The sequence below is a fragment of the Massilia sp. UYP32 genome (genome assembly GCF_050434365.1).
Lineage (GTDB): Bacteria > Pseudomonadota > Gammaproteobacteria > Burkholderiales > Burkholderiaceae_D > Telluria > Telluria timonae.
In genome coordinates this window covers 121,256-144,648 of the sequence record NZ_JBNDIK010000016.1, presented here as the reverse complement: position 1 = coordinate 144,648, position 23,393 = coordinate 121,256, and the positions used below count along the sequence as shown (strand labels likewise).

Genomic DNA, 23,393 nt, shown 5'->3' with positions numbered 1-23,393 from the left:
TTCGGGTTGTTCGGAGCCTGTGCATGTGAAAATTATAGTCCTGCTGGCGCGGCGGCGCGCACGGGTGGGCAATTTGTCCAGCAGGACCGATCCTGCTACCATAGACCGTCATTTCCAAGGAGCGCGCACGTGTAATACCTCATCGATGCCATTTTTCCGGTCTTCCCAGCATGGCTGCGGAAGCGTTCAGGCATCCCTGGAGTCGTACATATGACGCATCCCATTCTAGCGCTCGACGGCGCGTCCCTGCATCTGCCCGACGGCAGCGTCCTGTTTTCAAACCTGCATCACCAGTTCGACCTGCGCCGCACCGGCCTGGTGGGACGCAACGGCGTGGGCAAGTCGATGCTCGCGCGCCTGCTGGCCGGCGAACTGGCGCCCAGCGCCGGCCGCTGCCTGCGTGCGGGCCGCATTGCCTATCTGTCGCAGCAGGCGGGCGGCGGCCGGGCGGCGTCGGTGGCTGAACTGGCCGGCATCGGCGCGATCACGACGGCCCTGGCGCGCATCGAGGCCGGCAGCGCCGACCCGCACGATTTCGATGCGGTGGGCGAGCACTGGGATATCGCCGCCCGCCTGCGCCAGGCCTGCCAGGCGCATGGCCTGCCGCACGTCGACCTCGACACGCCGCTGGCCGCGCTCAGCGGCGGCGAGGCGATGCGGGTGGCGCTGATCGGCGCCACCCTGTTCGATCCCGACTTCCTGATCCTCGACGAGCCGAGCAACCACCTCGATGCAGCGGGCCGCGCGGCGCTGTAGCGCCAGTTGCAGGCCTGGTCCAAAGGCCTGCTGGTGATCAGCCACGACCGCGAGCTGCTGGACGCGATGGACTGCATCGTCGAGCTGTCCAGCGAGGGCCTGCGCAGCTATGGCGGCAACTACGCGTTCTACGAAGAAGCGCGCTGCCACGAACAGGAAGCGGCGCAGGGCGCGCTCGATCATGCGCGCCAGGAATTGCGACGCGACGAAGCCGCGCGCCGCGCGCAGCGCGAACGCCAGGACCGGCGCCAGGCGCGTGGCCACCGCAATGCGAAGGAAGCCAACCAGGCCGCGATCCTGCTCGGGCGCGGCAAGGAGCGCAGCGAGGGCAGCGCCGGCCGCCTGCGCCAGCAGCACGCGGCCGCGCGCGCGGATCAGGCCGGGCGCGTGCGCGACGCCTTTCATCGGGTCGCCGCCGACGCCGCCGTGCGCATCCACGCGGTGTCGGCTGACGGCGTGGGCCAGCGCCGCGTGGCACGGCTGGAAGAGGTCGTGCTGCCCTGGGTGGCCGCACCGCTGGACCGCATCAGCCTGAGCCTGGAGGGCCGCCAGCGGGTGGGCCTGGTCGGCCCGAACGGCAGCGGCAAGTCGACCCTGCTCAAGGTGCTGGCGGGACGGCTCGATCCGGTCGCGGGCGAATGCAGCCTGCCGGCGCACGTCGCCTATCTGGACCAGCAGCTGGCCAGCCTCGATCCGCGGCGCCCGACCCTGGACCAGCTGCTGGACGTGAACCGCAGCGCCGGGCAGGACATGCTGCGCACCTGGCTGGTCCGGCTGGGCCTTGACGCGCGCGCGATCGCCCGGCCGGCCGGCCGGCTGAGCGGCGGCGAGCGCCTGAAGGCGGCCCTGGCCTGCGTGCTGTATGCCGACACGGCGCCGGCGCTGCTGTTGCTGGACGAGCCGAGCAACCACCTGGACCTGGCGTCGCTGGCGGCGCTGGAGACGATGCTGAACGGATACCAGGGCGCGCTGGTCGTGGTGTCGCACGACCGCGTGTTCCTGGAGCGCGTCAAGCTGACCCACCGCCTGGCCGCGCTGGACACCGGCTGGCGCCTGGAGGAATGCTGAATCGGCCGCGATTGCTATAATCGTGGGTTGGCACACCACCCGAAGAACACCATGTTGCGCACCCTTGTGATTTCCCCGAACTGGATCGGCGACGCCGTGATGGCCCAGCCCTTGCTGCGCCGGCTCAAGGAGCTTGCGCCGGGGCGGCCGATCGACGTGCTGGCCCCGACCTGGGTGGCGCCGGTCTGGCGCGCGATGGCGGAAGTCGACACCGTGGTCGAGTCGCCGTTCAAACACGGCGCGCTGCAGTGGAAGGAGCGCAAGGCCTTCGCGAAGATGCTCAGGGCGCGCGGCTATGCCGACTCCTATGTGCTGCCGAATACCCTGAAATTCGCATTGATCCCCTGGCTGGCCGGAATCCCGAAGCGGGTCGGCTACAAGGGCGAGATGCGCTATGGCCTGGTCAACGTGATGCACCACGACGACAAGGCGGCGCCGCGCCCGATGGCCCAGTTCTACCAGGCGCTGGCCGACGCGCCGGTGCGAAATCTGCCGCGCCCGGAGCGCTTGCCGGAGCCGGTCATGACGGTCGCCGCGGGCGAAGCCGAGGCCGCGATCGCGCGCCTCCAGCTGCCGGCCGGCGTGTATGTCGCCTTCGCGCCGGGCGCCGAATTCGGCCCGGCCAAGCGCTGGCCGTCGACCTACTTCGCCGAGCTGGCCCGGACCATCCTGGCCAATCGCCCGGATGCGCAGATCCTGCTGCTCGGTTCTCCCAAGGACCGCGCGGTGTGCGACGAGATCACGGCCATCGTGCCGCAGGCGCACAACCTGGCCGGTTCCACCTCGCTGTCCGAGGCGATCGCGCTGATCTCGCGCGCCGCCGCCGTGGTGACCAACGATTCGGGCCTGATGCACATCGGCGCCGCCCTGGGGCGGCCGGTGGTGGCGATCTATGGCCCCACCGACCCGCGCCACACGCCGCCGCTGTCGCAACTGGCGCAGATTTTGTGGCTGCACATCGAATGCTCGCCCTGCCAGCAGCGCGAATGCCCGCTGGGGCACCAGAACTGCATGAAGCAGATTCTTCCGGCCGACGTGTGGCAGCCCTTGCAACCCATGCTTGCCGGCGCCTGAGGGCGCGGGCTAATTTGAAGAGGACTATTATCATGATTCTGGTTACCGGCGCAGCAGGCTTCATCGGCGCGAACCTCGTGCACGCGCTGTCGCAGCGCGAGCCGTTCAGCGTCTTCGCCGTCGACAATATGTCGCGTCCCGAGAAGTTCCATAACATCGTCGACGCCGAAATCGCCGACTATGCCGACAAGGAAGACTTCCTGGTGCGCCTGAAGGCGGGCGAATTCGACAACAAGTTCACCGCCGTGCTGCACCAGGGCGCCTGCTCCAACACGATGGAGACTGACGGCCGCTACATGATGAAGAACAACTATGACTACACGGTCGCCCTGTTCGAATTCTGCCAGCGCCAGGGCATTCCCTTCATCTACGCCTCGTCGGCCGCCGTCTACGGCGCCGGCACGGTGTTCCGCGAAGAGCGCCCGCTCGAGCGTCCGCTCAACGTCTACGGCTACTCGAAGTTCCTGTTCGACCAGTACCTGCGCCGCTACTGGCAGGCCAAGGGCCAGGACGCCGGCAGCCAGGTGGTCGGCCTGCGCTACTTCAACGTCTACGGTCCGCTCGAAGGGCACAAGGGCACGATGGCCTCGGTGCCGTTCCACCAGTACCACCAGTTCCTCAAGGACGGCAAGGTCAGGCTGTTCGGCGCCAACGAAGGCTATGAGGCCGGCGCCCAGATGCGCGACTTCATCTACGTGGAAGACGTGGTCAAGGTCAACCTGTTCTTCCTCGATCACCCGGACAAGCGCGGCATCTTCAACCTCGGCACCGGCCGCGCCCAGCCGTTCAATGACCTGGCGGTCGCCACCGTCAACGCGCTGGCCAATGAAGGCAAGCCGGCGCTGTCGCTGCAGCAGATCATCGACGGCGGCCTGCTGGAGTACCTGCCGTTCCCCGACAAGCTGAAGGGCAAGTATCAGAGCTTCACCCAGGCCGACATCTCGGCGCTGCGCGCGGCCGGCTACGACGAACCGTTCACCGACGTGGCGACCGGCGTGGCGAAGTACATGGACTGGCTGCGCGCCCAGCCGGCGCGCTGATTTTTACACCGCGTTTACACCGTCCGCCGGCCTTTATACCCGGTTTTTACGCCTGAATCGCTAACCTGCTCGTGTTCCATGCGCCGTCCTCGCGACGCCGCATGGCTTCAACCACAACCACGAGCAGGAACACATGAAAGCATCGATTCACGCGCTGGCCGCCACCCTGGCGTTCGCCGGCGCCGCCCACGCCCAGGTCACCGAACCCCTGGAGACCGCGCCGGCGGCATCTTCTTCCATCGCCTGGAACGTCGCCGTCACCTCCGACTACCGCTACCGCGCCATCTCGCAGACGCGCCTGCGTCCCGCGCTGCAGGGCGGCGTCGATTACGTCCACACCGACGGCTGGTATGCCGGCGTCTGGGCCTCGACCATCAAGTGGGTCGAAGACGCCGGCGGCGACGGTGAAGTCGAGATCGACGTCTATGGCGGCAAGCGCGGCGCATTGTCGCAGGGCCTGTCGTACGACGTCGGCGTGCTGCGCTATGTTTATCCCGACAACGGCCTGGGCCGGCTCCCGGGCTGGGTCAATGCCCACACCACCGAGGTCTATGCGCAGCTGGGCTATGGCCCGGCCTACGTCAAATACTCGCATGCCACCACCAACCTGTTCGGCTTCGTCGACAGCGAGAACAGCGGCTACCTCGACATCGGCGCCAACCTCGACGTCGGCCATGGCTTGACCCTGCAACTGCACGCCGGCCGCCAGGAAGTGAAGAACAACCCGGCATCCGACTACACCGACTGGAAGATCGGCGTGAGCCGCTCGTTCTCCCTTGCCACGGTGAGCCTCGCCTACCTCGGCACCAATGCCAGCAAGTCGGCGTACACCTCGCCGGTCAACGGAAAATTCACCGGCCGCGACGCCTTGCAACTGACCGTCAGCCGCACCTTCTGATAGAGAACGCCCATGGACCTCATCTACCTCGGCGCGCTCCTGATCTTCGTCCGCCTGACCTGCCTGCTGGTGGCCGGTTGCGCACAAGCGGGAGGCAAGCCATGAATCTGTCCTACGTGATCGGCGGCCTGGCCGCTGCCGCGCTGCTGGTCTACCTGCTGGTGGCCCTGTTCAAGCCGGAGGAATTGTGATGACCACCGAATTCATCGTCCTCCTGGCCGCCTTCCTGCTGGTGCTGCTCCTGCTCGCCTGGCCGCTGGGCCGCTTCATCGCCCGCGTCGCCGCGGACGGCAAGGTGCCCGGCCTGGGCTGGGCCGCCGGCATCGAAGGCGCGCTGTACCGCCTAGCCGGCCCGGCCGCATCAAGCGCCCAGGACTGGAAAGCCTACGCGCTGGCGCTGATCGCCTTCAACACCGTCGGCGCGCTGTTCGTCTACGCGCTGCAGCGCCTCCAGGCCTGGCTGCCGCTCAACCCCGAGGGCATGGCCAACGTCAGCCCGGACTCGAGCTTCAATACCGCCATCAGCTTCGTCGCCAACACCAACTGGCAGGGCTATAGCGGCGAGCAGACCATGAGCATCCTGACCCAGATGGTGGGCCTGGCCGGCCAGAACTTCTTCTCGGCCGCCACCGGCATCGCCGTCGTGTTCGCGCTGATCCGCGGCTTCGCCGCGCGATCGAGCGGTGCGATCGGCAACTTCTGGGTCGACCTGACCCGCTCGACCCTGTACGTGCTGCTGCCGCTGTCGCTGATGCTCGCGGTGTTCCTGGCCGGGCAGGGCGTGGTGCAGAGCCTGTCGGGGCACGCCGAGGCGCGCCTGCTCGAGCCGGTGACCTACATGGTCGATGCGACAGAAACGCGTGCGGACACCCAGGTCATCCCGATGGGCCCCGTCGCTTCGCAGGAAGCCATCAAGATGCTGGGCACGAATGGCGGCGGTTACTTCAACGCCAATTCCGCGCACCCGCTCGAGAACCCGAATGCGCTCACCAACTTCGCGCAGATGGTCGCCATCTTCCTGATCCCGGCCGCGCTGTGCTTCACCTTCGGCCACATGGTGGGCGATATCCGCCAGGGCTGGGCGGTGCTGGGGACGATGACGCTGCTGTTCGTCATCGCCGCCGTCGCCGCCTTCGCCGCCGAGCAGCAGGCCAATCCGCTCCTGACCCCGCTGGGCGTCGACCAGGTCGCGAGCAGCCTGCAGGCGGGCGGCAATATGGAAGGCAAGGAAACGCGCTTCGGCATCGCCGCGTCGAGCCTGTTCGCGGTGATGACCACGGCCGCATCGTGCGGCGCGGTCAACGCCATGCACGATTCCTTCATGCCGCTGGGCGGCATGGTCCCGATGGTGCTGATGCAGTTCGGCGAAGTGGTCTTCGGCGGCGTCGGCTCGGGCCTGTATGGCATGCTGGTGTTCGCGATCCTGGCGGTGTTCATCGCCGGCCTGATGATCGGCCGCACGCCGGAATACCTGGGCAAGAAGATCCAGGCCTACGAGATGAAGATGGCCGCGCTGGTCATCCTGGTCACGCCCTGCCTGGTCTTGCTGGGCACCGCGCTGGCGGTGACCTCGGCATCGGGCACCGCCGGCGTGGCCAATCCGGGCGCGCACGGCTTCTCCGAGATCCTGTACGCGCTCACGTCCGCCGCCAACAACAATGGCAGCGCCTTCGCCGGCCTGTCCGCCAACACGCCTTTCTATAACACCCTGCTGGGCGTGGCGATGTGGTTCGGCCGCTTCGCGGTGATCGTGCCGGTGCTGGCGATCGCCGGCTCGCTGGCCGGCCGCCAGCGCCTGCCCGCCACCCCCGGCACCCTGCCTACCCATGGCCCCATGTTCGTCGGCATGCTGGCCGCCGTCGTGGTGCTGGTCGGTGTCCTCAACTATGTCCCTGCGCTGGCGCTGGGACCGGTGGTCGAACACCTTCAGCTGTTTGGAGAATGATATGGAACAGATATCCCACAATCCCGTCCAGGCGCCACGCGGCTCCCTGAGCCTGTTCGATTCCACGCTCGTCTGGCCGGCGATGGTCGACGCGCTGCGCAAGCTCCATCCACGCACCCAGCTGCGCAGCCCGGTGATGTTCGTGGTCTACATCGGCAGCATCATCACGACCCTGCTCTGGTTCCAGGCGCTGGCAGGGCAGGGCGAGGCACAGGAGCAGGCACAGGCGGGCTTCATCCTGGCCACCGCCGTCTGGCTATGGTTCACGGTGCTGTTCGCGAACTTCGCCGAGGCGCTGGCCGAAGGCCGCAGCAAGGCCCAAGCCGCCTCGCTGCGCAGCCTGCGCCAGACCGTGACCGCCAAAAAACTGGCCAATCCCGCGCATGGCGCGCCGTGGCAGGCCTGCGCCTCGAGCGAGCTGCGCAAGGGGATGTTCTTCCTGGTCGAGGCGGGCGACGTGATTCCCGTGGACGGCGAAGTGGTCGACGGCGTCGCCTCGGTCGACGAGAGCGCCATCACCGGCGAATCGGCGCCCGTGATCCGCGAATCGGGCGGCGATTTCTGCGCCGTCACCGGCGGCACGCGCGTGCTGTCCGACTGGCTGGTGGTGCGCGTGTCGGCCAATCCGGGCGAGACCTTCCTCGACCGCATGATCGGCATGGTCGAAGGCGCGGCGCGCAAGAAGACGCCGAACGAGATCGCCCTGACGATCCTGCTGGTGGCCCTGACGATCGTGTTTTTGGTCGTGACCGTGACCCTGCTGCCGTTCTCGATCTTCGCCGTGCAGGCCCAGGGCAGCGGCCAGGCGGTGACCATCACCGCGCTGGTGGCGCTGCTGGTGTGCCTGATCCCGACCACCATCGGCGGCCTGCTGTCGGCCATCGGCGTGGCCGGCATGAGCCGCATGTTGCAGGCCAACGTGATCGCGACCTCGGGCCGTGCGGTGGAAGCGGCGGGCGACGTCGACGTGCTCCTGCTCGACAAGACCGGCACCATCACCTTTGGCAACCGCCAGGCCGCCGCCTTCCGGCCGGCGCCGGGCGTGACGGAGGAGGAACTGGCCGACGTGGCGCAACTGGCCTCGCTGGCGGACGAAACGCCGGAAGGGCGCAGCATCGTGGTGCTGGCCAAGAACCGTTTCAATATCCGCGAGCGTGCGATGGAAGCGATGGGCGCGGTGTTCGTGCCGTTCACCGCGCAGACCCGCATGAGCGGCGTCGACCTGGGGGAGCGCCATATCCGCAAAGGCGCCGCCTCGGCCATTCGTCGGCATATGGAGTCCATCGGCGCCGCCTGGCCCGGCGACGTCGAGCGCAGCGTCGACGAAGCCTCGCGCCGCGGCAGCACGCCGCTGGTGGTGGCCGACGGCACGCGCGTGATGGGCGTGGTCGAACTCAAGGACGTGGTCAAGGGAGGCATCCGCGAGCGCTTCGCCGAGCTGCGCCGCATGGGCGTCAAGACCGTGATGGTCACCGGCGACAACAAGCTGACGGCGGCGGCGATCGCGGCCGAGGCGGGCGTCGACGATTTCATCGCCGAGGCCACGCCCGAAGAGAAACTGGCCCTGATCCGCCGCTACCAGGCGGAAGGGAAACTGGTGGCGATGACCGGCGACGGCACCAACGACGCCCCGGCGCTGGCCCAGGCCGACGTGGCGGTGGCGATGAACTCGGGCACCCAGGCGGCGAAGGAGGCCGGCAATATGGTCGACCTGGATTCGAACCCGACCAAGCTGCTCGAGATCGTCGAGATCGGCAAGCAGATGCTGATGACGCGCGGCGCGCTGACCACGTTCTCGATCTCGAACGACATCGCCAAGTATTTCGCGATCGTGCCGGCCATGTTCGTGGCCACCTATCCGAGCCTGGACGCGCTCAACGTCATGGGGCTGGCAAGCCCCGCGTCCGCGATCATGTCGGCCGTGATCTTCAACGCCCTGATCATCGTGTTCCTGATTCCGCTGGCGCTGCGCGGCGTGCGCTACCGCGCGATCGGCGCGGCCGCGCTGCTGCGCCGGAACATGCTGGTATATGGCCTGGGCGGCCTGCTGCTGCCGTTCGCCGGCATCAAGCTGATCGACCTGGCGCTCGCCGCCTTCAACCTGACGTAAGGAGTTGTCATGCAATCGATTCTTCGCCCCGCGCTGGCGCTGTTCGCGGCGCTCACCCTGGCCTGCGGCGTGCTGTATCCGCTCCTGGTCACCGGCGTGGCCCAGGCCGCGTTTCCGGTCCAGGCCAATGGCAGCCTGGTCGAGCAGGACGGCCAGGTGGTCGGCTCGCGCCTGATCGGCCAGTCGTTCAGTGCGCCCGGCTATTTCTGGGGCCGTCCCTCGGCCACCGCGCCGATGGCCAATAACGGCGGCGGATCAAGCGGCTCGAACCAGGGGCCGCTCAACCCGGCCCTGCAAGAAGCCGTCAAGGGCCGGATCGCGGCGCTGCGCGCGCTCGATCCGGGCAACACGGCCTTGGCGCCGGTCGACCTGGTCACCAGCTCGGCCAGCGGCCTCGATCCCGAGATCAGCGTGGCCGCCGCGCGCTATCAAACGGCGCGGGTAGCGCGTGCGCGCCAGCTGCCGGCGGCGCGGGTCGGCGCCCTGGTCGAGGCGCACACCGAGCGGCCTTTCCTGGGCCTGTTCGGCGCGGCGCGCGTCAACGTGCTGGCCCTGAACATGGCCTTGGACGCCGAAAGCGGGCATACTCGCTGAACCATGCCGCACGACCAACAGCGACCCGACCCCGACGCCTTGCTCGCCCAGATGCGCGAGGACGAGCGGCGCGCCGCGCGCGGGCGCCTCTGCATCTATTTCGGCGCCTCGGCCGGCGTCGGCAAGACCTACGCCATGCTGCAGGAAGCGCGCAAGCTGCGGGCGGAAGGCAAGGCGCCGCTGGTCGGCGTGATCGAGACCCACGGCCGGGTGGAGACGGCGCGCCTGCTCGACGGCCTCGACGTGCTGCCGCGCAGGCGCGTCGACCATCGCGGCCGGCAGCTCGACGAGTTCGACCTCGACGCCGCGCTCGAACGTGCGCCCGGCATCATCCTGGTCGACGAGCTGGCGCACTCCAACGCGCCCGGCTCGCGTCATCCCAAGCGCTGGCAGGACGTCGAGGAACTGCTCGACGCCGGCATCGACGTGCTCACCACCGTCAACGTGCAGCACCTGGAGAGCCTGAACGACGTGGTCGGCGGCATCGCCGGCATCCGCGTGGCCGAGACGGTGCCGGACCGGGTGTTCGACGCGGCCGACGAGGTGATCATGGTCGACCTGCCGGCCGACGCGCTGCTGGCGCGCCTGGAGGAGGGCAAGGTCTACCAGCCGCAACAGGCCGAGCGCGCGGCCGGCAATTTTTTCAGGAAGGGCAACCTGATCGCGCTGCGCGAGCTGGCGCTGCGCCGCACCGCCGACCGGGTCGAGGGCGATGTGCGCGCCTGGCGCGAACAGCAGTCGATCGACGCGATCTGGAAGACCGGCGCCGGGCTGCTGGTGTGCGTCGGGCCGGGCGGGCTGGCCGAACACGTGGTCAGGAGCGGCGCGCGCATGGCGTCCCAGCTCGGCACCGGCTGGCACGCGGTGTACGTCGAGACGCCGCGCCTGGCGCGGCTGCCGGACGCCGCGCGCCAGCGCATCATGGACACGCTGGCGCTGGCCGGGGACCTGGGCGCCACCACCGCCATGCTGTCGGGCGACGACGTCGCCGCCCAGACCGTCGACTATGCGCGCGACCACAACCTGTCGCGCATCGCCCTCGGGCGCAGCGGCTCGCGCCGGCCCTGGCGCCGCAGCACCGCGCGCCGCCTGGCGCGCCAGGCCCCGGGCGTCGACCTGATCGAGATCGGCCAGCCGGCGGTGGCGCCGCCGGCGGCGACGGCCGCGCGCCCGGCGCCGCCGCGGCGCCAGCCGCTGTCCTCGCACGCCTGGGCGGCCGGGGCCAGCCTGCTGGCGGCGGCGCTGGCCGCGCCGCTGAGCGGCCGCTTCGACCTGGTCAACATCGCCATGGTGTTCCTGCTGGTGGTGCTGCTGGTGGCGGTGCGCTTCGGCCGCGCGCCGTCGGTCACCGCCACCTGCGTCGGCGTGGCCTGCTTCGATTTTTTCTATGTGCCGCCACGCTTCACTTTTGCGGTATCGGATTTCCAGTATGTGGTTACCTTCGGCGTCATGCTGGCGGTGGGGCTGATCACCGGACACCTGACGGCCGGGCTGCGCTTCCAGGCGCGCGCCGCCGGCGAGCGCGAGCGGCGGGTGCGCGCGCTGTACGAGTTCGCGCGCGAACTGTCCGGTGTATTAGCGGCCTCGCAGGTGTTCGAATCGAGCCGCGCCGTGATCCAGAATGCCTTCGGCGCCCGCGCCACCCTGCTGGTGCCGGACGCCGAAGGGCGGCTCGGCATGCCGCCGGCAGACGATGGCGGCTTGGGCCCGCCGCTGCCGCCCGACGTCGATCCGGGCGTGGCGCAGTGGGCCTTCGACCATGCCCAGCCGGCGGGCCTGGGCACCGACACCTTGCCGGCCAGTCCCCTGTTCTACCTGCCGCTGGTGGCGCCGATGCGCACCCGCGGCGTGCTGGCGATCGCGCCGGAAGGCGGACGCTGGGTGCTGGCGCCCGAGCAGCGGCGCCAGCTCGACGCGCTGGCGGCGCTGGCCGCGATCGCGCTCGAGCGCGTGCACTATGTCGAGGTGGCCCAGGCGGCCCTGGTGGACATGGCGTCCGAACGCCTGCGCAATTCGCTGCTGGCGGCCCTGTCGCACGACCTGCGCACGCCGCTCACGGCCCTGGTCGGGCTGTCCGAATCGCTGCTGCGGGGCGAGGCGCTGCCGGAGACGCCGCGCGCGCTGGCGCAGTCGCTGCACGACGAAGCGGTGCGCATGGGCGCCCTGGTCGCCAACCTGCTCGACATGGCGCGCATCGAGAGCGGCGAAGTGCGCTTCAACCTGGAATGGCAGGCGCTCGAAGAAGTGGTCGGCAGCGCGCTGCGCGCCTGCGGCGCCGCCTTGCGCGATCACACGGTCGCGGTGCGGCTGCCCCCCGATCTGCCGTTGGTGAGATTCGATGCGGTGCTGATCGAGCGGGTGCTGTGCAACCTGGTCGAGAATGCCGCAAAATACACGCCTGGCGGCTCGCGCATCGAGATCGCGGCCGGCCGGCGCGGCGCCTGGATCGACGTCACGGTGGTCGACGACGGTCCCGGCCTGCGTCCGGGCAGCGAAGAAGCGATCTTCGAGAAGTTCACGCGCGGCGAACGCGAGTCGGCCTTGCCCGGCGTCGGATTGGGCCTGGCGATCTGCCGCGCGATCGTGGAGGCGCATGGCGGCGCGATCCGGGCCTGCGCGTCGCCCCTGGGCGGCGCCGGCTTCGTGTTCTCGCTGCCGGCCGGCACGCCGCCCGCGCTTGACGCGCCTTCGATGGAAAGAGACGATGACTGACGCCCCCTGCGCCTTGCTGGTCGAGGACGAACCCCACATCCGCCGCTTCGTGCGCGCCGCCCTGGAGCAGGAAGGCTGGCAGGTGCACGAGTCGGCGAGCATGGGGCGGGGGCTGATCGACGCCGGCACGCGCCGGCCCGACCTGGTGGTGCTGGATCTCGGCCTGCCCGACGGCGACGGCATCGAGTTCATCCAGGACGTGCGCAAATGGTCGACGGTGCCGATCATCGTGCTGTCGGCGCGCGTGGCCGAGGGCGAAAAGATCCGCGCGCTCGACGCCGGCGCCGACGACTATCTGACCAAGCCGTTCGGCACCGGCGAACTGCTGGCGCGCGTGCGCGCCACCTTGCGCCGCCAGCGCCAGGGCGGCGCCGGCGGCGACGGCGCGATCCATTTCGGCGACGTGACGGTCGACCCGCAGGCGCGCGCGGTCACCCGCAACGGCGAGCACGTGCACCTGACGCCAACCGAGTACCGCCTGCTGTCGGTGCTGGCCGCCAACGCCGGCCGGGTGATGACCAATCCCCAGCTGCTGCGCGCGGTGTGGGGGCCGGGCCATGTCGAGAGCGGCCACTACCTGCGCATCTACATGGGCCACCTGCGCCACAAGCTCGAAGCCGATCCGGCCCAGCCGCGTCATCTGCTGACCGAGACCGGCGTGGGCTACCGACTTTGGCTCGGCTAGCGGCACCGGTTTTTCGATCTTCCTTGCCCTCCATCAACGTCGAGTCGTGCGGTGATGTTGAGAACGGGTGAATCCGCGATAGCGTGTTGTATCTAGTGGCGATACACGATACAATAAATCGCATGATAAAGGATTTCAGGCACAAAGGGCTGCAACGTTTCTTTGAAACGGGGAGTAAGGCCGGTATCCAGGCAGCGCATGCCATCAAGCTGCAATTGCAGCTTGCGGCTTTGCACAATGCGACCAAGCCCGAGGATATGGGGGCGCCAGCGTGGGCATTGCACCCGCTACAAGGGAGCCTGAAAGGCCATTGGGCAATTAAGGTCAACGGTAACTGGCGAATGACCTTCAAGTTCGAAGGTACGGACGCGATTGTGGTTGACTACCAGGACTATCATTAAGGATCAGGGAGGATAAAAATGCGTATGTTTAATCCGCCGCATCCCGGCGAGGTGATCAAGGAGTACCTCGGTGATGTCACCGTGACCGAGGCGGCAGCCAAGATGGGTGTGAGTCGTGTCACGCTCCAGCGCGTCGTGAGCGGTTCGGCTGGAGTTTCACCGGACATGGCCTTTCGGCTTGGCGCAGCGTTCGGAACGAGCGCGGAAATGTGGTATGGCATGCAGGCGCAATATGACCTCGACGTTGCCAGCAAGGTTGAGCGTCCACATATCGAGCGCATTGCAGCCTGAAAGATTCCTGTTGCCCTTGGTAAGTATGTCTACTTCTTCAACAGGCCGTGGCCGCCGACCGGTTCGGTTTCGAAGCGCTCGCCGAAGCCGGCGATCAGCGGCCGGCCTTTCGCGATCGCAGCCTGCACCGAGGGCAGTGACAGCGAAGCCTTGTGGCTGGCCTGGTCTGTCCAGGTCTCGGTGATCCAGATGGCGTCGGCATCCTGCGCGTCCTTCGCGATCACGTAGGCCAGGCAGCCGGGCATGCCGGCGGTGCCATCCAGCAGGATGGCGATGAGTGCGTCGCGCTGGCCTGGCTGGGCGCGCATTTTTCCGATCAAGCCGTACATCCGGGGTTTCTCCATGGTGGTCGTGGTGGTCGTGGTGGTCGTGGTGGCAGGTGAGGCGTGTGCGCCGGCCAGGGGCATGGCGGAGAGAAAGCCGATGGCGGTGCGTCGTGATATGGGCATGCTTGCTTCCTTCTGGCGTCATTCCTGGGTTACCGGCAGTATAAGGCCCTGTTGGTTTAAGATGGTCTTTTTCACCACACTGTCACGGAACATCGATGCGACTTCATCCCCTTGCCCTGGCCGCCAGCGCCGTCGTCCTCACCCTGTCACAGGCAGCGCACGCCCAGCAGCCGTCCGCCATTTCGGAAACCGCGCTGCGCGCGCATCTGTCCTTCCTGGCCGATGACCTGCTCGAAGGCCGCGGCACCGGCCAGCGCGGCGGCGACCTGACGGTGCGCTACCTCGAGACCCAGGCCGCCCTGATCGGCCTGCAGCCGATCCCCGGCGGCGGCTATCGCCAGAAGGTCGAGATCGAGGGCAGCAAGCTGGTCGAGGGCAGCGCCACCTTCACGGCTGGCGGCAAGACCATCAAGCCGGAACTCGGCAAGGATATCGTGATGGGCACCAAGAGCGGCAAGCAGAACGTGGCCTTCGATGCGCCGCTGGTCTTCGTCGGCTACGGCGCCGCCGCGCCCGAGGAAAACTGGGACGACTACAAGGGCCTGGACGCCAAGGGCAAGATCCTGGTCATGATGGTCGACGATCCGCAGCCCACTGCCGAGGAACCGAACCGCTTCGCCGGCAAGGCCTACACCTGGTACGGCCGCTGGGTCTATAAATTCGAGGAAGCCGCGCGCCGCGGCGCCGCCGGCGTGCTCCTGATCCACACCACGCGCTCCGCCTCGTACCCGTGGAGCGTGCCGGCCAACGGCTTCGGCAACGAGCGCTTCGGCCTCAAGGGCAACGGCAATCCGATGGAAGGCTGGCTGCACGAAGACACCGCGCGCGAACTGTTCGCCGCCGGCGGCCATGACCTGGACCAGTTGCGCGCCCAGGCCGAGCGGCGCGATTTCCGTCCGGTCGACCTGAAGGTGGCCGCCAAGGTCGCGCTGCGCTCGACCATCCGCCCGGTCGAACAGTTCAACGTGGTCGGCATCGTGCCCGGCAGCGACCCGAAGCTGAAGGAGCAGGCCGTGGTCTATTCCTCGCACTGGGATCACATGGGCATGGCGGAAGCGAAACCGGGTGACGATCCGAAGGCCGACCGCATCTACAACGGCGCGATCGACAACGCCTCGGGCACCGCCGCGCTGCTGGCGATGGCGGCCGAAGCCGTCAAGAAGCCGGCCAAGCGCACCCAGATCTTCCTGTGGCCGGCGGCCGAAGAGCAGGGGCTGCTGGGCGCCGCCGCCTACGTCGCCAAGCCGGTGTGGCCGCTGGCGCAGACCGCCGCCGACCTGAACCTGGACAGCCTGAACTTCGTGGGCCGCACCAGGGACATCGGCGTGGCCGGCGCCGAGCGCAGCTCGCTGTACGAGACCTCGCAGCAGGTGGCGAAATCGATGGGCCTGAAGATCGCGCCGGCCGTTCCCGACCTGTCGGGCGCCTACTTCCGCGCCGACCACTTCGCCTTCGCCAAGGCGGGCGTCCCGGCCTTCAACGTCGGCTCGGCCGTGTTCTCGGGCGACGGCCACTTCGAGTTCGAGCACCACCAGCACGAATCGAGCGCCAACATCAAGGGCTTCAAGGACCACTACCACCAGGTCAGCGACGAGTATCAATCGGAATGGGATCTGTCGGGCATGGTGCAGCAGGCCCAGTTCACGCTCAACCTCGGCTACGCGGTCGCCAACGCGCCGACCATGCCGACCTGGAAGAAGGGCGAAGCCTTCGGCAGCGTGAAGCGCTGATCTAGGCTGCCGCCAGGATCCGTTCCAGCTCGCCCATGTCGACCGGTTTCACCAGGTGATGGTCGAAACCGGCGCGGCGGCTGGCCTCGCGGTCCTGGGCCTGGCCGTAACCGGTGACCGCCACCAGCAGCGCACCAGAGGTGGCAGGGTGCGCGCGCAGGCGGCGCGCCAGTTCGTGTCCGTCCATGCCGGGCAGGCCGATGTCGAGCAGGCAGGCGTCGGGCGCGAACGCCCCGGCGCGCGCCAGCGCCGCGAACGGGTCGTGCTCGACCGCGACTTCGTGGCCGGCGGCGCCGAAATACATCGCCAGCACCTGGGCCGCGTCGACGTTGTCGTCCACCACCATCACCCTCAGGGCGCGCGCGGAGGGCGCCTGCGCCACGCCGTGCCCGGCGCCGGGCGCGCCCGTGCTGCGCTCGGCGCAGCGCGGCAGGGTCACCGTGAAGGTGCTGCCCTGGCCCTGCCCGGGGCTCTCCACCGCCACGCTGCCGCCGTGCAGCTGGACCAGGCTGCGCACCAGCGCCAGTCCGATGCCCAGGCCGCCCTGGGTGCGGTCCGGCGTGCGCTCGCCCTGCACGAACATCTCGAAGGCGCGCTCCAGCTCGTGCGGCAGCATGCCGATGCCGTTGTCGGCCACCACAATGCGCAGCGTCTTTTCCTCGAGTTCGAGCGCGACCGTGATATGGCCGCCCGAGGCGGTGAACTTGACCGCGTTGTGCAGCAGGTTGCCGACCACCTGCACCAGCCGCTTGCGGTCGCCCATCACCCAGGCCGGCGCCGGCAGCAGCGCGGTCTCCAGGCGGTGCCGCTTCTGGCGCAGCGGTTCGCCCACCTGTTCCAGCGCCTCGAGCACCACCTCGTTGACGTCGATGCGGGCCTTCGACAGCGCCACCAGGCCGCGCGTCACGCGCGAGACGTCCAGCAGGTCGTCGACCAGGCCGGCCATGTGGCGCGCCTGGCGCGCGATGATGCCGCTGATCTGGCGCGTGCGGCCCGGATCCAGGCCGTCCTGGCCCAGCAACTGGGCGCCCGAGGCGATCGGGGCCAGGGGATTCCTCAGTTCGTGCGCCAGCATGGCCAGGAACTCGTTCTTGCGGCGGTCGGCTTCGCGCAAGCCTTCCTCGGCGTTGACGCGGTCGGTGACGTCCTGGATGGTGCCGCGCACCGCCGTCACCCGGCCCTCGGCATCGTGCACGGCTTCGCAGTGCAGGTCGATCCAGATGCGGTGGCCCTCGCCGTGCAGCACCTGCAGCTGCAGGCGGCCGCTGCCGCCGTCGCGTTCGAGCTCGCGCAGCAGGGCGTCGACGCGTTCCCATGATTCCTCGGGCAGCAGGGTGCCGCGCTGCTGCGTGAACGGCGGCAGCGCGCGCCCGTAGATGTATGGCACCGATTCCGAGGTCTCGACCACGCCGGTCGCCAGCGTCAGGTGCCAGGTGCCGAAGCGCGCCATGCGGTGCGCGTCGCGCAGCTCGGCTTCCTTGACCGCCAGCGCCTGGGCGCGTTCGCCCAGCAGGCGCGAAGCGGCGCTGATCGCTTCGGCCACCTCGGCGGTCTCCTTGACGTAGGCCTGGGTGAAGCGCGGTGGGTCCTCGCCCTTGCCCAGCGCCACCGCCGGCGCCGTCAGGCCCTGGACCGAGCTGGCCAGCCGGCCGCCGATCTGCCATGCCAGCCACAGGCCGATCCCGAACAGCAGGGTGATGCCGATCAGGAGCGCCGCCAGCGGCTCGAACATGGCCTGGTTCAGGTTCGCGCGCGGCACGCCGATCGCCACGTGCCAGCCGGTGATGGGCGAGCGCGAGTAGAAGGTCAGCAGCGTCGTGCCCTCCTGCGAGACCGAGGGCACGATGCCTTCGCGCGCGCGCAGGATGGCGCGGTACAGGGGATCGGTGACGCGCTTGCCGACGAACAGCTCGGGGCTGAGGTTGCGCGCGAAGATGGTGCCGGCGGCGTCGACCACCGAGGCGCGCGCGCCGTCCGACACCGCCTTGGGCGACAGCATGTCGTCGAAGTAGTCGGGCCGCACGCCGATGCTCAGCACATAGGCGATGCGGCCGTCGACCCGCACCGGGACGTTGATGCTGACGGTGGGACGCTTGAGCACGGCGCTGGTGAACACCTCGGAGATCGAGGGTTTGCCGGTGGCGAACACGCTCTCGAGCTGCACCGTGTGTTCGAGCGGGAGCGTGGCGCCATACGGACGGCTGGTATTGAAGATCTGCTGTCCGCTGCGGTCGCGCAGGACGGCGCTCATGCCGGAGTCGGCCAGCTGCAGGGCTTCGCGCGCCTGGCGGTGCGCGCGCGCGAAGTCGGCGCTTTGCAGCGCGTCGAAGGTCGACAGCGTCTGGGCGATCGCCTGCGCCTGCAGCAGCTTGCTGTCGACCGTGTGCACCAGCGCGCGCACGGTCTGCATGGTGTTGCGTTCGTACTGGGCGCGGCTCTTGCGGTATTGATCGATGAACAATAGCGAGGCGCCGACCATGCCCGGCAGCAAGGTCGCCAGGACGAGCCAGAGCAGGTAGGCCCGCAGCGGCCTGCGGGTCATGGTGGAGGAGGCGCCAGTCACATTGCTTTCCAGAACATTTGAACCGGCGATTCTACGCGCAATCGTGCCGCCGCACACTGGGCGCGCGGTAGCGTGTGGCAGACGCCACGATGGCGCGACATCGCGGCGCGCGGCTGCCGCGGCTCAGGCGCGGCTGCGGGTGAACAGCGTCTTGTAGTAGATCGCCGTCGCGTGCCAGCGGCCGTTCGGGGTGCAGGCGTACTCGGGCAGTTCGCCGACCTTGTGGTAGCCGGCCTTGCGGTACAGCTGCTCGGCCTCGGAGCCGGCCGCCGTGTCGAGGTACAGCAGGCCGCGGCGCAGCGCCAGCGCCTCGATCTCGAGCGCCTGCATCAGGGCGGTGCCGATGCCCCGGCGGCGCTCCGTGCAATGCACCAGCACCTTCTGCACCTCGGCGCGGTTGTCGCCGTTCGGTTTCAGGCACAGGTCGAGCTGGGCGCTGCCGACCAGGTTGCCGTCGCGCTCGGCCGCCAGCAGCACGCGCCGGCCGACGCCGACCTCGTCCGCCACGCCCTGCCAATAGGCGTCGAGTCCGTCCTGGTCGAGGCCGTTGAGAAAGCCGAGCGAATGGCCATCGGCGACGGCATCGAGCAGCAGCGTGGCCAGTTGCGGCTTGCGTTCGGCGATGGCGCGCGGGTCGAGTCGGCGGATGATCATGGGGGCTCCCGGGTGCTGGATAAGTGATGTTATTTCTCTAGCACAATTCGTGCCAATGCAATTTCATCGTAGGTAATAAGCGGTTCAAACCCGTTGCAATGGCGCCATACTTACGGCCGAAACGGGGAAAAATTTACAGATCTTAACAATTGACCATCGACACCACGAATTGCTGCTTGTACTGTATTTCCTCTTGGAAATTCAAACAATCCGGTCAGTCCGATACAAGGGGGTACGATGGAAACAGGCAACGAGAACGAAGTGCTGTCTTTCCGGCTAGGGAAGGAAGAGTACGCAATTAGTATCCTCAAGGTACAGGAAATTCGGGGTTACGAAGCGCCTACCCGCCTGGCCAGCGCTCCCGACTACCTGAAGGGCATCATCAACCTGCGCGGCGCCATTGTTCCGATCGTCGACATGCGCCTGAAGTTCGGCATCGGCGAGGCGGTGTATGACGCTTTCACCGTCGTGATCATCCTGAACATCGAGCATCACGTGATCGGCATGGTGGTCGACAGCGTTTCGGACGTGGTGACCCTGACCCCGGAGCAGGTGCGGCCCGCCCCCGAGATGCAGGCCACGCTGGACGGCAACTGCCTGCTCGGCCTGGGCACCGTGGACGAGCGGATGCTGATCCTGCTCGATATCGACAAACTGATGCAGTCCGACGAGCTTGGACTGGTGGCGGCGCTGCCGCGCGCGGCTTGAGGACAGCACCAACATGAAACTGGCAAACCTGAACATCGGCAAGCGCCTGGCGCTGGGCTATGGCGTGATCTGCGCCATGCTGGTGGTGATGATCGTGATGAGCAATGCGATGCTGGGCCGGATCAATGCCGGCACCGACGAGATCGTCCACGGCCGCATGCCGCGCATCGCGCTGACCAACCAGATGCAGGCCGAGATCAACGACATCGCGATCGCGCTGCGCAATATGCTGCTGAGCGACGATGCGGCCGACCACGAGCGCCAGGTGCGCGACATCATGGCGTCGCGCGCGGCGATGGACGACATCCTGGCCAAGCTGAAGGACGCGCTGCACAACCCGCAGGCGCTGGCGCTGCTCGACCAGATGCGCAACGAGACCGCCCAATACAAGACGGGGCAGGACGCCATCATCCGGCACGTCGCCGCCGGCGAGGTGGAGGCGGCGCGCACGCTGCTGAGCGAAGAGCTGCGTCCGCTGCTGGTGCGGCTGAAGGGGGCGACCAGGGAGCAGACCGCCCTGCAGAACGAGATCGCCGACGCCGCGGCGCGCGATGCGCAAGCCACCTACCGCAACACCAGCGCGCTGATGTGGGGCCTCGGCGCCGCCGCGCTGGTCCTGGCGGCGCTGGTAGCCTGGTGGATCACCCGCTCGATCACGCGCCCGCTCGGCCGCGCGCTGGAAGTGGCCAATACCGTGGCCGCGGGCGACCTGACCAGCCGCATCGAGGTCACCACGCGCGACGAGACCGGCCAGCTGCTGCAGGCCCTCAAGACCATGAACGAGAGCCTGGCGCGCACCGTCGGCACCGTGCGCGTGGGCACCGACACCATCGCGGTGGCCGCCGGCCAGGTGGCGGTGGGCAGCCAGGACCTGTCGAGCCGCACCGAGCAGCAGGCATCGGCGCTGGAAGAAGCGGCGTCCTCGATGGAAGAGCTGACCTCGACCGTGCGCCAGAACGCCGACAATGCGCGCCAGGCCAATGTGCTGGCCGACGCCGCATCGAACGTGGCGGCCCGTGGCGGCGCCGTGATCGCGCAGGTGGTAGGCACCATGGACGCCATCAATGCTTCCTCGGCCAGGATCAACGACATCATCGGCGTCATCGACGGCATCGCCTTCCAGACCAATATCCTGGCGCTGAACGCGGCGGTCGAAGCGGCGCGTGCGGGCGAGCAGGGCCGCGGCTTCGCCGTCGTGGCGAGCGAGGTACGCAACCTGGCCCAGCGTTCGGCGGCGGCGGCCAAGGAGATCAAGGGGCTCATCGGCGACTCGAGCGGCAAGGTGGCCGACGGCAGCCGCCTGGTGGCCGAAGCCGGCGCCACGATGGCGGAGATCGTCGACAGCGTGCGCCGCGTGACCGACATCATGGGCGAGATCAGTTCCGCCAGCCTGGAGCAGACCGAGGGCATCGAGCAGATCAACGGGGCGGTGGCGCAGATGGACGAGGGCACGCAGCAGAATGCGGCCCTGGTCGAGGAAGCGGCGGCCGCTGCGGCGGCGCTGCGCGAGCAGTCGACCCGGCTGGCGCAGGCGGTGTCGGTGTTCCGGATCGATGGCGAGCAGATGCTGGCGGCGTCGACCGCCGCGGTGGACGCATCGCCGGCTCCGGTCCGTCCAGCGCTGACCGTGCGGAAGCCAGCCCCGAGGCCGGTCTCCACGCGAGGAAAAGCGACGGCGGACGCGGGAGCGTGGGAAGAATTCTGACGTCGTCACCGGCCCACGAGGAGGCAGGCCGCGGCCTGCCTTGTTTTCGCCTGGCGGTGGCGATCCACGCGCCACCCACTCTTTTTTGAACTGGAAAATATTTATTCAACTTTGTAAGGACTGAACACCTACATGAAACTGCAGAACCTTCATATCGGCAAGCGCCTGGGCCTTGGATTCGGCGCCGTCGGCCTGATGCTGGTCGTGATGCTCGGCCTGAGCAACGTCATGCTCGCCCGCGTCAACGACGGCACCCGCATGCTCGTCACCAACCGCATTCCCGCGATCGACGCGACCGCGCGTCTCGAGTCCGAAAACAACAATATCGCGCTCGCGCTGCGCAACATGATGCTCAACGCCGATGCGGCCGACCGCCAGAAGCAGGTCGACCAGATCATGGCCTCGCGCAAGATCATGGACGAGATGCTGGCCGCGCTGCGCACGACCATCACCACGCCGCAAGGACGCGAGATCCTGGAGCGGATGGCGGCTGCGAACACCGGCTACCTGGCGGGCCAGGATGGGCTGCTCAAGCTGATCGCCGCCGGCGACGACGAGGGTGCGCGCAACTATCTGGTGCGCGAACTGCGTCCGCGCCTGGCGCAACTCAAGGGCGCCACCGCCGAGCAGACCAAGCTGCAGAAGGAGCTCAGCGTGCGCGCCGGGAATGAGGCCGAGGCGACCTATCGCAGCACGACCTGGCTGATGTCGATCGTGGGCGCGCTGGCGCTGGCGCTGGCCGCCGTGGTCGCGTGGTGGATCACGCGCTCGATCACGCGTCCCCTGGTGCGCGCGCTGGACGTGGCCAATACCGTGGCCGCGGGCGACCTGACCAGCCGTATCGACGTCACCAGCCGTGACGAGACCGGCCAATTGCTGCAGGCCCTCAAGAGCATGAACGAAAGCCTGGCGCGCACCGTGGGCACCGTGCGCGTGGGCACCGACACCATCGCGGTCGCCGCCGGCCAGGTGGCGGCGGGCAGCCGCGACCTGTCCAGCCGCACCGAACAGCAGGCGTCGGCGCTGGAAGAGACGGCATCGTCGATGGAAGAGCTGACCTCGACTGTCAAGCAGAACGCCGACAATGCGCGCCAGGCCAACAAGCTGGCCGAGTCGGCGTCGAACGTCGCCGCGCGCGGCGGTGAAGTCATTCACCAGGTCGTCAATACGATGGACGCGATCAATGCATCGTCCAGCAAGATCAACGACATCATCGGCGTCATCGACGGCATCGCCTTCCAGACCAATATCCTGGCGCTGAACGCGGCGGTGGAGGCGGCGCGCGCCGGCGAGCAGGGCAGGGGCTTCGCCGTGGTGGCGACCGAGGTGCGCAACCTGGCCCAGCGCTCGGCGGCGGCGGCCAAGGAAATCAAGGGGCTCATCGGCGACTCGAGCGGCAAGGTCGCCGACGGCAGCCGCCTGGTGGCCGAGGCGGGCGCGACGATGCAGGAGATCGTCGAGAGCGTGCGCCGCGTCACCGACATCATGGCCGAGATCAGCGCGGCCAGCCAGGAACAGACGGCCGGCATCGAACAGATCAACGGCGCGGTGGCGCAGATGGACGAAGGCACGCAGCAGAACGCCGCCCTGGTGGAAGAAGCCGCTGCGGCGTCGGCCTCGATGCAGGAGCAGGCGGCCAGGCTGGCGCAGGCGGTGGCGGTGTTCCGGATCGATGGCGAGCAGGCGCGGGCGGCGGCGGACATGGCGCCTGACGTGGCGGCAACCCCGCAGCGTGTCCTGGTGACGACGCAGACGAAGCCGGCGCCACGGGTGGCGCCGGCACGGACGGCCGTGCAGCCGGCAACTGCCAGGGCCAGGACGCCCGTTACTGCGGGAGAGTGGGAAGAGTTCTGATTCCAGGACGTCCAACAAAAAACGGCAAGCCCAGGCTTGCCGTTTTTTTTGTAATTCTTGACATCAAACATTGTCGGACACTTTGCATATCGTCCAAAAAACCTGGCTTTCAGTCCAATATTCCCGTTTTGTTAGCGTGCACACATCGTCATAGTA

General features: G+C 68.2%; 18 protein-coding genes and 1 pseudogene. 16 read left to right on the top strand and 3 right to left on the bottom strand.

Annotated elements, in window-relative coordinates; translation table 11 throughout:
* The first annotated feature begins 210 nt into the window (after window positions 1–210).
* The 12 genes and pseudogenes from ABIB42_RS14520 (at window position 211) to ABIB42_RS14465 (ending at window position 13,574) form a co-directional block, all read left to right on the top strand.
* A pseudogene (locus ABIB42_RS14520) lies at window positions 211–1,824 on the top strand (ABC-F family ATP-binding cassette domain-containing protein).
* A 51-nt stretch (window positions 1,825–1,875) separates the two neighbouring features.
* On the top strand, window positions 1,876–2,898 hold the full coding sequence (waaF, locus tag ABIB42_RS14515) for a lipopolysaccharide heptosyltransferase II (protein ID WP_429248549.1): 1,023 nt from the start codon (window positions 1,876–1,878) through the stop codon (window positions 2,896–2,898).
* Window positions 2,899–2,927: 29 nt separating this feature from the next.
* Window positions 2,928–3,938, top strand: a complete 1,011-nt coding sequence (gene rfaD / locus ABIB42_RS14510) for an ADP-glyceromanno-heptose 6-epimerase (protein ID WP_184235600.1) — start codon at window positions 2,928–2,930, stop codon at window positions 3,936–3,938.
* Window positions 3,939–4,071: 133 nt separating this feature from the next.
* Window positions 4,072–4,836, top strand: coding sequence for a TorF family putative porin (locus ABIB42_RS14505; protein ID WP_005668692.1), 765 nt, complete (start codon window positions 4,072–4,074; stop codon window positions 4,834–4,836).
* Between the two features lie 101 nt (window positions 4,837–4,937).
* Entirely contained in the window at window positions 4,938–5,027 is a 90-nt protein-coding gene (kdpF, locus tag ABIB42_RS14500) for a K(+)-transporting ATPase subunit F (protein WP_005668695.1), read from the top strand.
* The gene (gene kdpA, locus ABIB42_RS14495) at window positions 5,027–6,781 is read left to right on the top strand and encodes a potassium-transporting ATPase subunit KdpA (RefSeq protein WP_429248548.1); all 1,755 of its coding nucleotides are present in this window, start codon (window positions 5,027–5,029) and stop codon (window positions 6,779–6,781) included. Before kdpF ends, kdpA begins: the two co-directional genes overlap by 1 nt.
* A gap of 1 nt (window position 6,782) precedes the next feature.
* Window positions 6,783–8,891 (top strand): potassium-transporting ATPase subunit KdpB, encoded by a 2,109-nt coding sequence (kdpB, locus tag ABIB42_RS14490; RefSeq protein ID WP_005668699.1) that lies wholly within the window; start codon window positions 6,783–6,785, stop codon window positions 8,889–8,891.
* Window positions 8,892–8,900: 9 nt separating this feature from the next.
* Complete coding sequence (kdpC, locus tag ABIB42_RS14485; RefSeq protein ID WP_429248547.1) at window positions 8,901–9,485, top strand: potassium-transporting ATPase subunit KdpC; 585 nt, start codon at window positions 8,901–8,903, stop codon at window positions 9,483–9,485.
* 3 nt (window positions 9,486–9,488) lie between these two features.
* Window positions 9,489–12,197 (top strand): DUF4118 domain-containing protein, encoded by a 2,709-nt coding sequence (locus ABIB42_RS14480; protein ID WP_429248546.1) that lies wholly within the window; start codon window positions 9,489–9,491, stop codon window positions 12,195–12,197.
* Window positions 12,190–12,882, top strand: coding sequence for a two-component system response regulator KdpE (kdpE, locus tag ABIB42_RS14475; protein ID WP_429248545.1), 693 nt, complete (start codon window positions 12,190–12,192; stop codon window positions 12,880–12,882). The genes ABIB42_RS14480 and kdpE overlap by 8 nt, the downstream gene beginning before the upstream one ends.
* A gap of 122 nt (window positions 12,883–13,004) precedes the next feature.
* On the top strand, window positions 13,005–13,283 hold the full coding sequence (locus ABIB42_RS14470; protein WP_184234910.1) for a type II toxin-antitoxin system RelE/ParE family toxin: 279 nt from the start codon (window positions 13,005–13,007) through the stop codon (window positions 13,281–13,283).
* Window positions 13,284–13,301: 18 nt separating this feature from the next.
* On the top strand, window positions 13,302–13,574 hold the full coding sequence (locus ABIB42_RS14465; protein WP_005668709.1) for a HigA family addiction module antitoxin: 273 nt from the start codon (window positions 13,302–13,304) through the stop codon (window positions 13,572–13,574).
* Between the two features lie 29 nt (window positions 13,575–13,603).
* Here the strand turns inward: ABIB42_RS14465 and ABIB42_RS14460 are convergent, their stop codons facing one another.
* Entirely contained in the window at window positions 13,604–14,023 is a 420-nt protein-coding gene (locus ABIB42_RS14460; RefSeq protein WP_005668710.1) for a putative quinol monooxygenase, read from the bottom strand.
* A 95-nt stretch (window positions 14,024–14,118) separates the two neighbouring features.
* On the opposite strand from ABIB42_RS14460, the gene ABIB42_RS14455 reads away from it, so the two are divergent.
* Window positions 14,119–15,753, top strand: a complete 1,635-nt coding sequence (locus tag ABIB42_RS14455; protein WP_005668711.1) for a M28 family peptidase — start codon at window positions 14,119–14,121, stop codon at window positions 15,751–15,753.
* A 1-nt stretch (window position 15,754) separates the two neighbouring features.
* Here the strand turns inward: ABIB42_RS14455 and ABIB42_RS14450 are convergent, their stop codons facing one another.
* Window positions 15,755–18,316, bottom strand: coding sequence for a hybrid sensor histidine kinase/response regulator (locus ABIB42_RS14450; protein ID WP_229409857.1), 2,562 nt, complete (start codon window positions 18,314–18,316; stop codon window positions 15,755–15,757).
* Window positions 18,317–18,439: 123 nt separating this feature from the next.
* The gene (locus ABIB42_RS14445; RefSeq protein ID WP_219862930.1) at window positions 18,440–18,970 is read right to left on the bottom strand and encodes a GNAT family N-acetyltransferase; all 531 of its coding nucleotides are present in this window, start codon (window positions 18,968–18,970) and stop codon (window positions 18,440–18,442) included.
* A 237-nt stretch (window positions 18,971–19,207) separates the two neighbouring features.
* Here ABIB42_RS14445 and ABIB42_RS14440 point away from each other — a divergent pair, with 237 nt between their 5' ends.
* From ABIB42_RS14440 to ABIB42_RS14430, 3 genes are all read left to right on the top strand, one after another.
* A complete protein-coding gene (locus tag ABIB42_RS14440) occupies window positions 19,208–19,678 on the top strand; it encodes a chemotaxis protein CheW (protein WP_005668716.1) in 471 nt (156 codons plus the stop codon).
* A gap of 13 nt (window positions 19,679–19,691) precedes the next feature.
* Window positions 19,692–21,383 (top strand): methyl-accepting chemotaxis protein, encoded by a 1,692-nt coding sequence (locus ABIB42_RS14435; RefSeq protein WP_429248544.1) that lies wholly within the window; start codon window positions 19,692–19,694, stop codon window positions 21,381–21,383.
* 132 nt (window positions 21,384–21,515) lie between these two features.
* Entirely contained in the window at window positions 21,516–23,237 is a 1,722-nt protein-coding gene (locus tag ABIB42_RS14430; RefSeq protein WP_429248543.1) for a methyl-accepting chemotaxis protein, read from the top strand.
* Window positions 23,238–23,393 lie beyond the last annotated feature (156 nt).

Excerpts from the sequence above, each read along its gene's own strand:
- waaF (WP_429248549.1), top strand. The coding sequence starts at position 1,876 with ATGTTGCGCACCCTTGTGATTTCCCCGAACTGGATCGGCGACGCCGTG.
- ABIB42_RS14505 (WP_005668692.1), top strand. The coding sequence starts at position 4,072 with ATGAAAGCATCGATTCACGCGCTGGCCGCCACCCTGGCGTTCGCCGGC.
- kdpF (WP_005668695.1), top strand. The coding sequence starts at position 4,938 with ATGAATCTGTCCTACGTGATCGGCGGCCTGGCCGCTGCCGCGCTGCTG.
- kdpA (WP_429248548.1), top strand. The coding sequence starts at position 5,027 with ATGACCACCGAATTCATCGTCCTCCTGGCCGCCTTCCTGCTGGTGCTG.
- kdpB (WP_005668699.1), top strand. The coding sequence starts at position 6,783 with ATGGAACAGATATCCCACAATCCCGTCCAGGCGCCACGCGGCTCCCTG.
- kdpC (WP_429248547.1), top strand. The coding sequence starts at position 8,901 with ATGCAATCGATTCTTCGCCCCGCGCTGGCGCTGTTCGCGGCGCTCACC.
- ABIB42_RS14480 (WP_429248546.1), top strand. The coding sequence starts at position 9,489 with ATGCCGCACGACCAACAGCGACCCGACCCCGACGCCTTGCTCGCCCAG.
- kdpE (WP_429248545.1), top strand. The coding sequence starts at position 12,190 with ATGACTGACGCCCCCTGCGCCTTGCTGGTCGAGGACGAACCCCACATC.
- ABIB42_RS14470 (WP_184234910.1), top strand. The coding sequence starts at position 13,005 with ATGATAAAGGATTTCAGGCACAAAGGGCTGCAACGTTTCTTTGAAACG.
- ABIB42_RS14465 (WP_005668709.1), top strand. The coding sequence starts at position 13,302 with ATGCGTATGTTTAATCCGCCGCATCCCGGCGAGGTGATCAAGGAGTAC.
- ABIB42_RS14460 (WP_005668710.1), bottom strand. The coding sequence starts at position 14,023 with ATGCCCATATCACGACGCACCGCCATCGGCTTTCTCTCCGCCATGCCC.
- ABIB42_RS14455 (WP_005668711.1), top strand. The coding sequence starts at position 14,119 with ATGCGACTTCATCCCCTTGCCCTGGCCGCCAGCGCCGTCGTCCTCACC.
- ABIB42_RS14445 (WP_219862930.1), bottom strand. The coding sequence starts at position 18,970 with ATGATCATCCGCCGACTCGACCCGCGCGCCATCGCCGAACGCAAGCCG.
- ABIB42_RS14440 (WP_005668716.1), top strand. The coding sequence starts at position 19,208 with ATGGAAACAGGCAACGAGAACGAAGTGCTGTCTTTCCGGCTAGGGAAG.
- ABIB42_RS14435 (WP_429248544.1), top strand. The coding sequence starts at position 19,692 with ATGAAACTGGCAAACCTGAACATCGGCAAGCGCCTGGCGCTGGGCTAT.
- ABIB42_RS14430 (WP_429248543.1), top strand. The coding sequence starts at position 21,516 with ATGAAACTGCAGAACCTTCATATCGGCAAGCGCCTGGGCCTTGGATTC.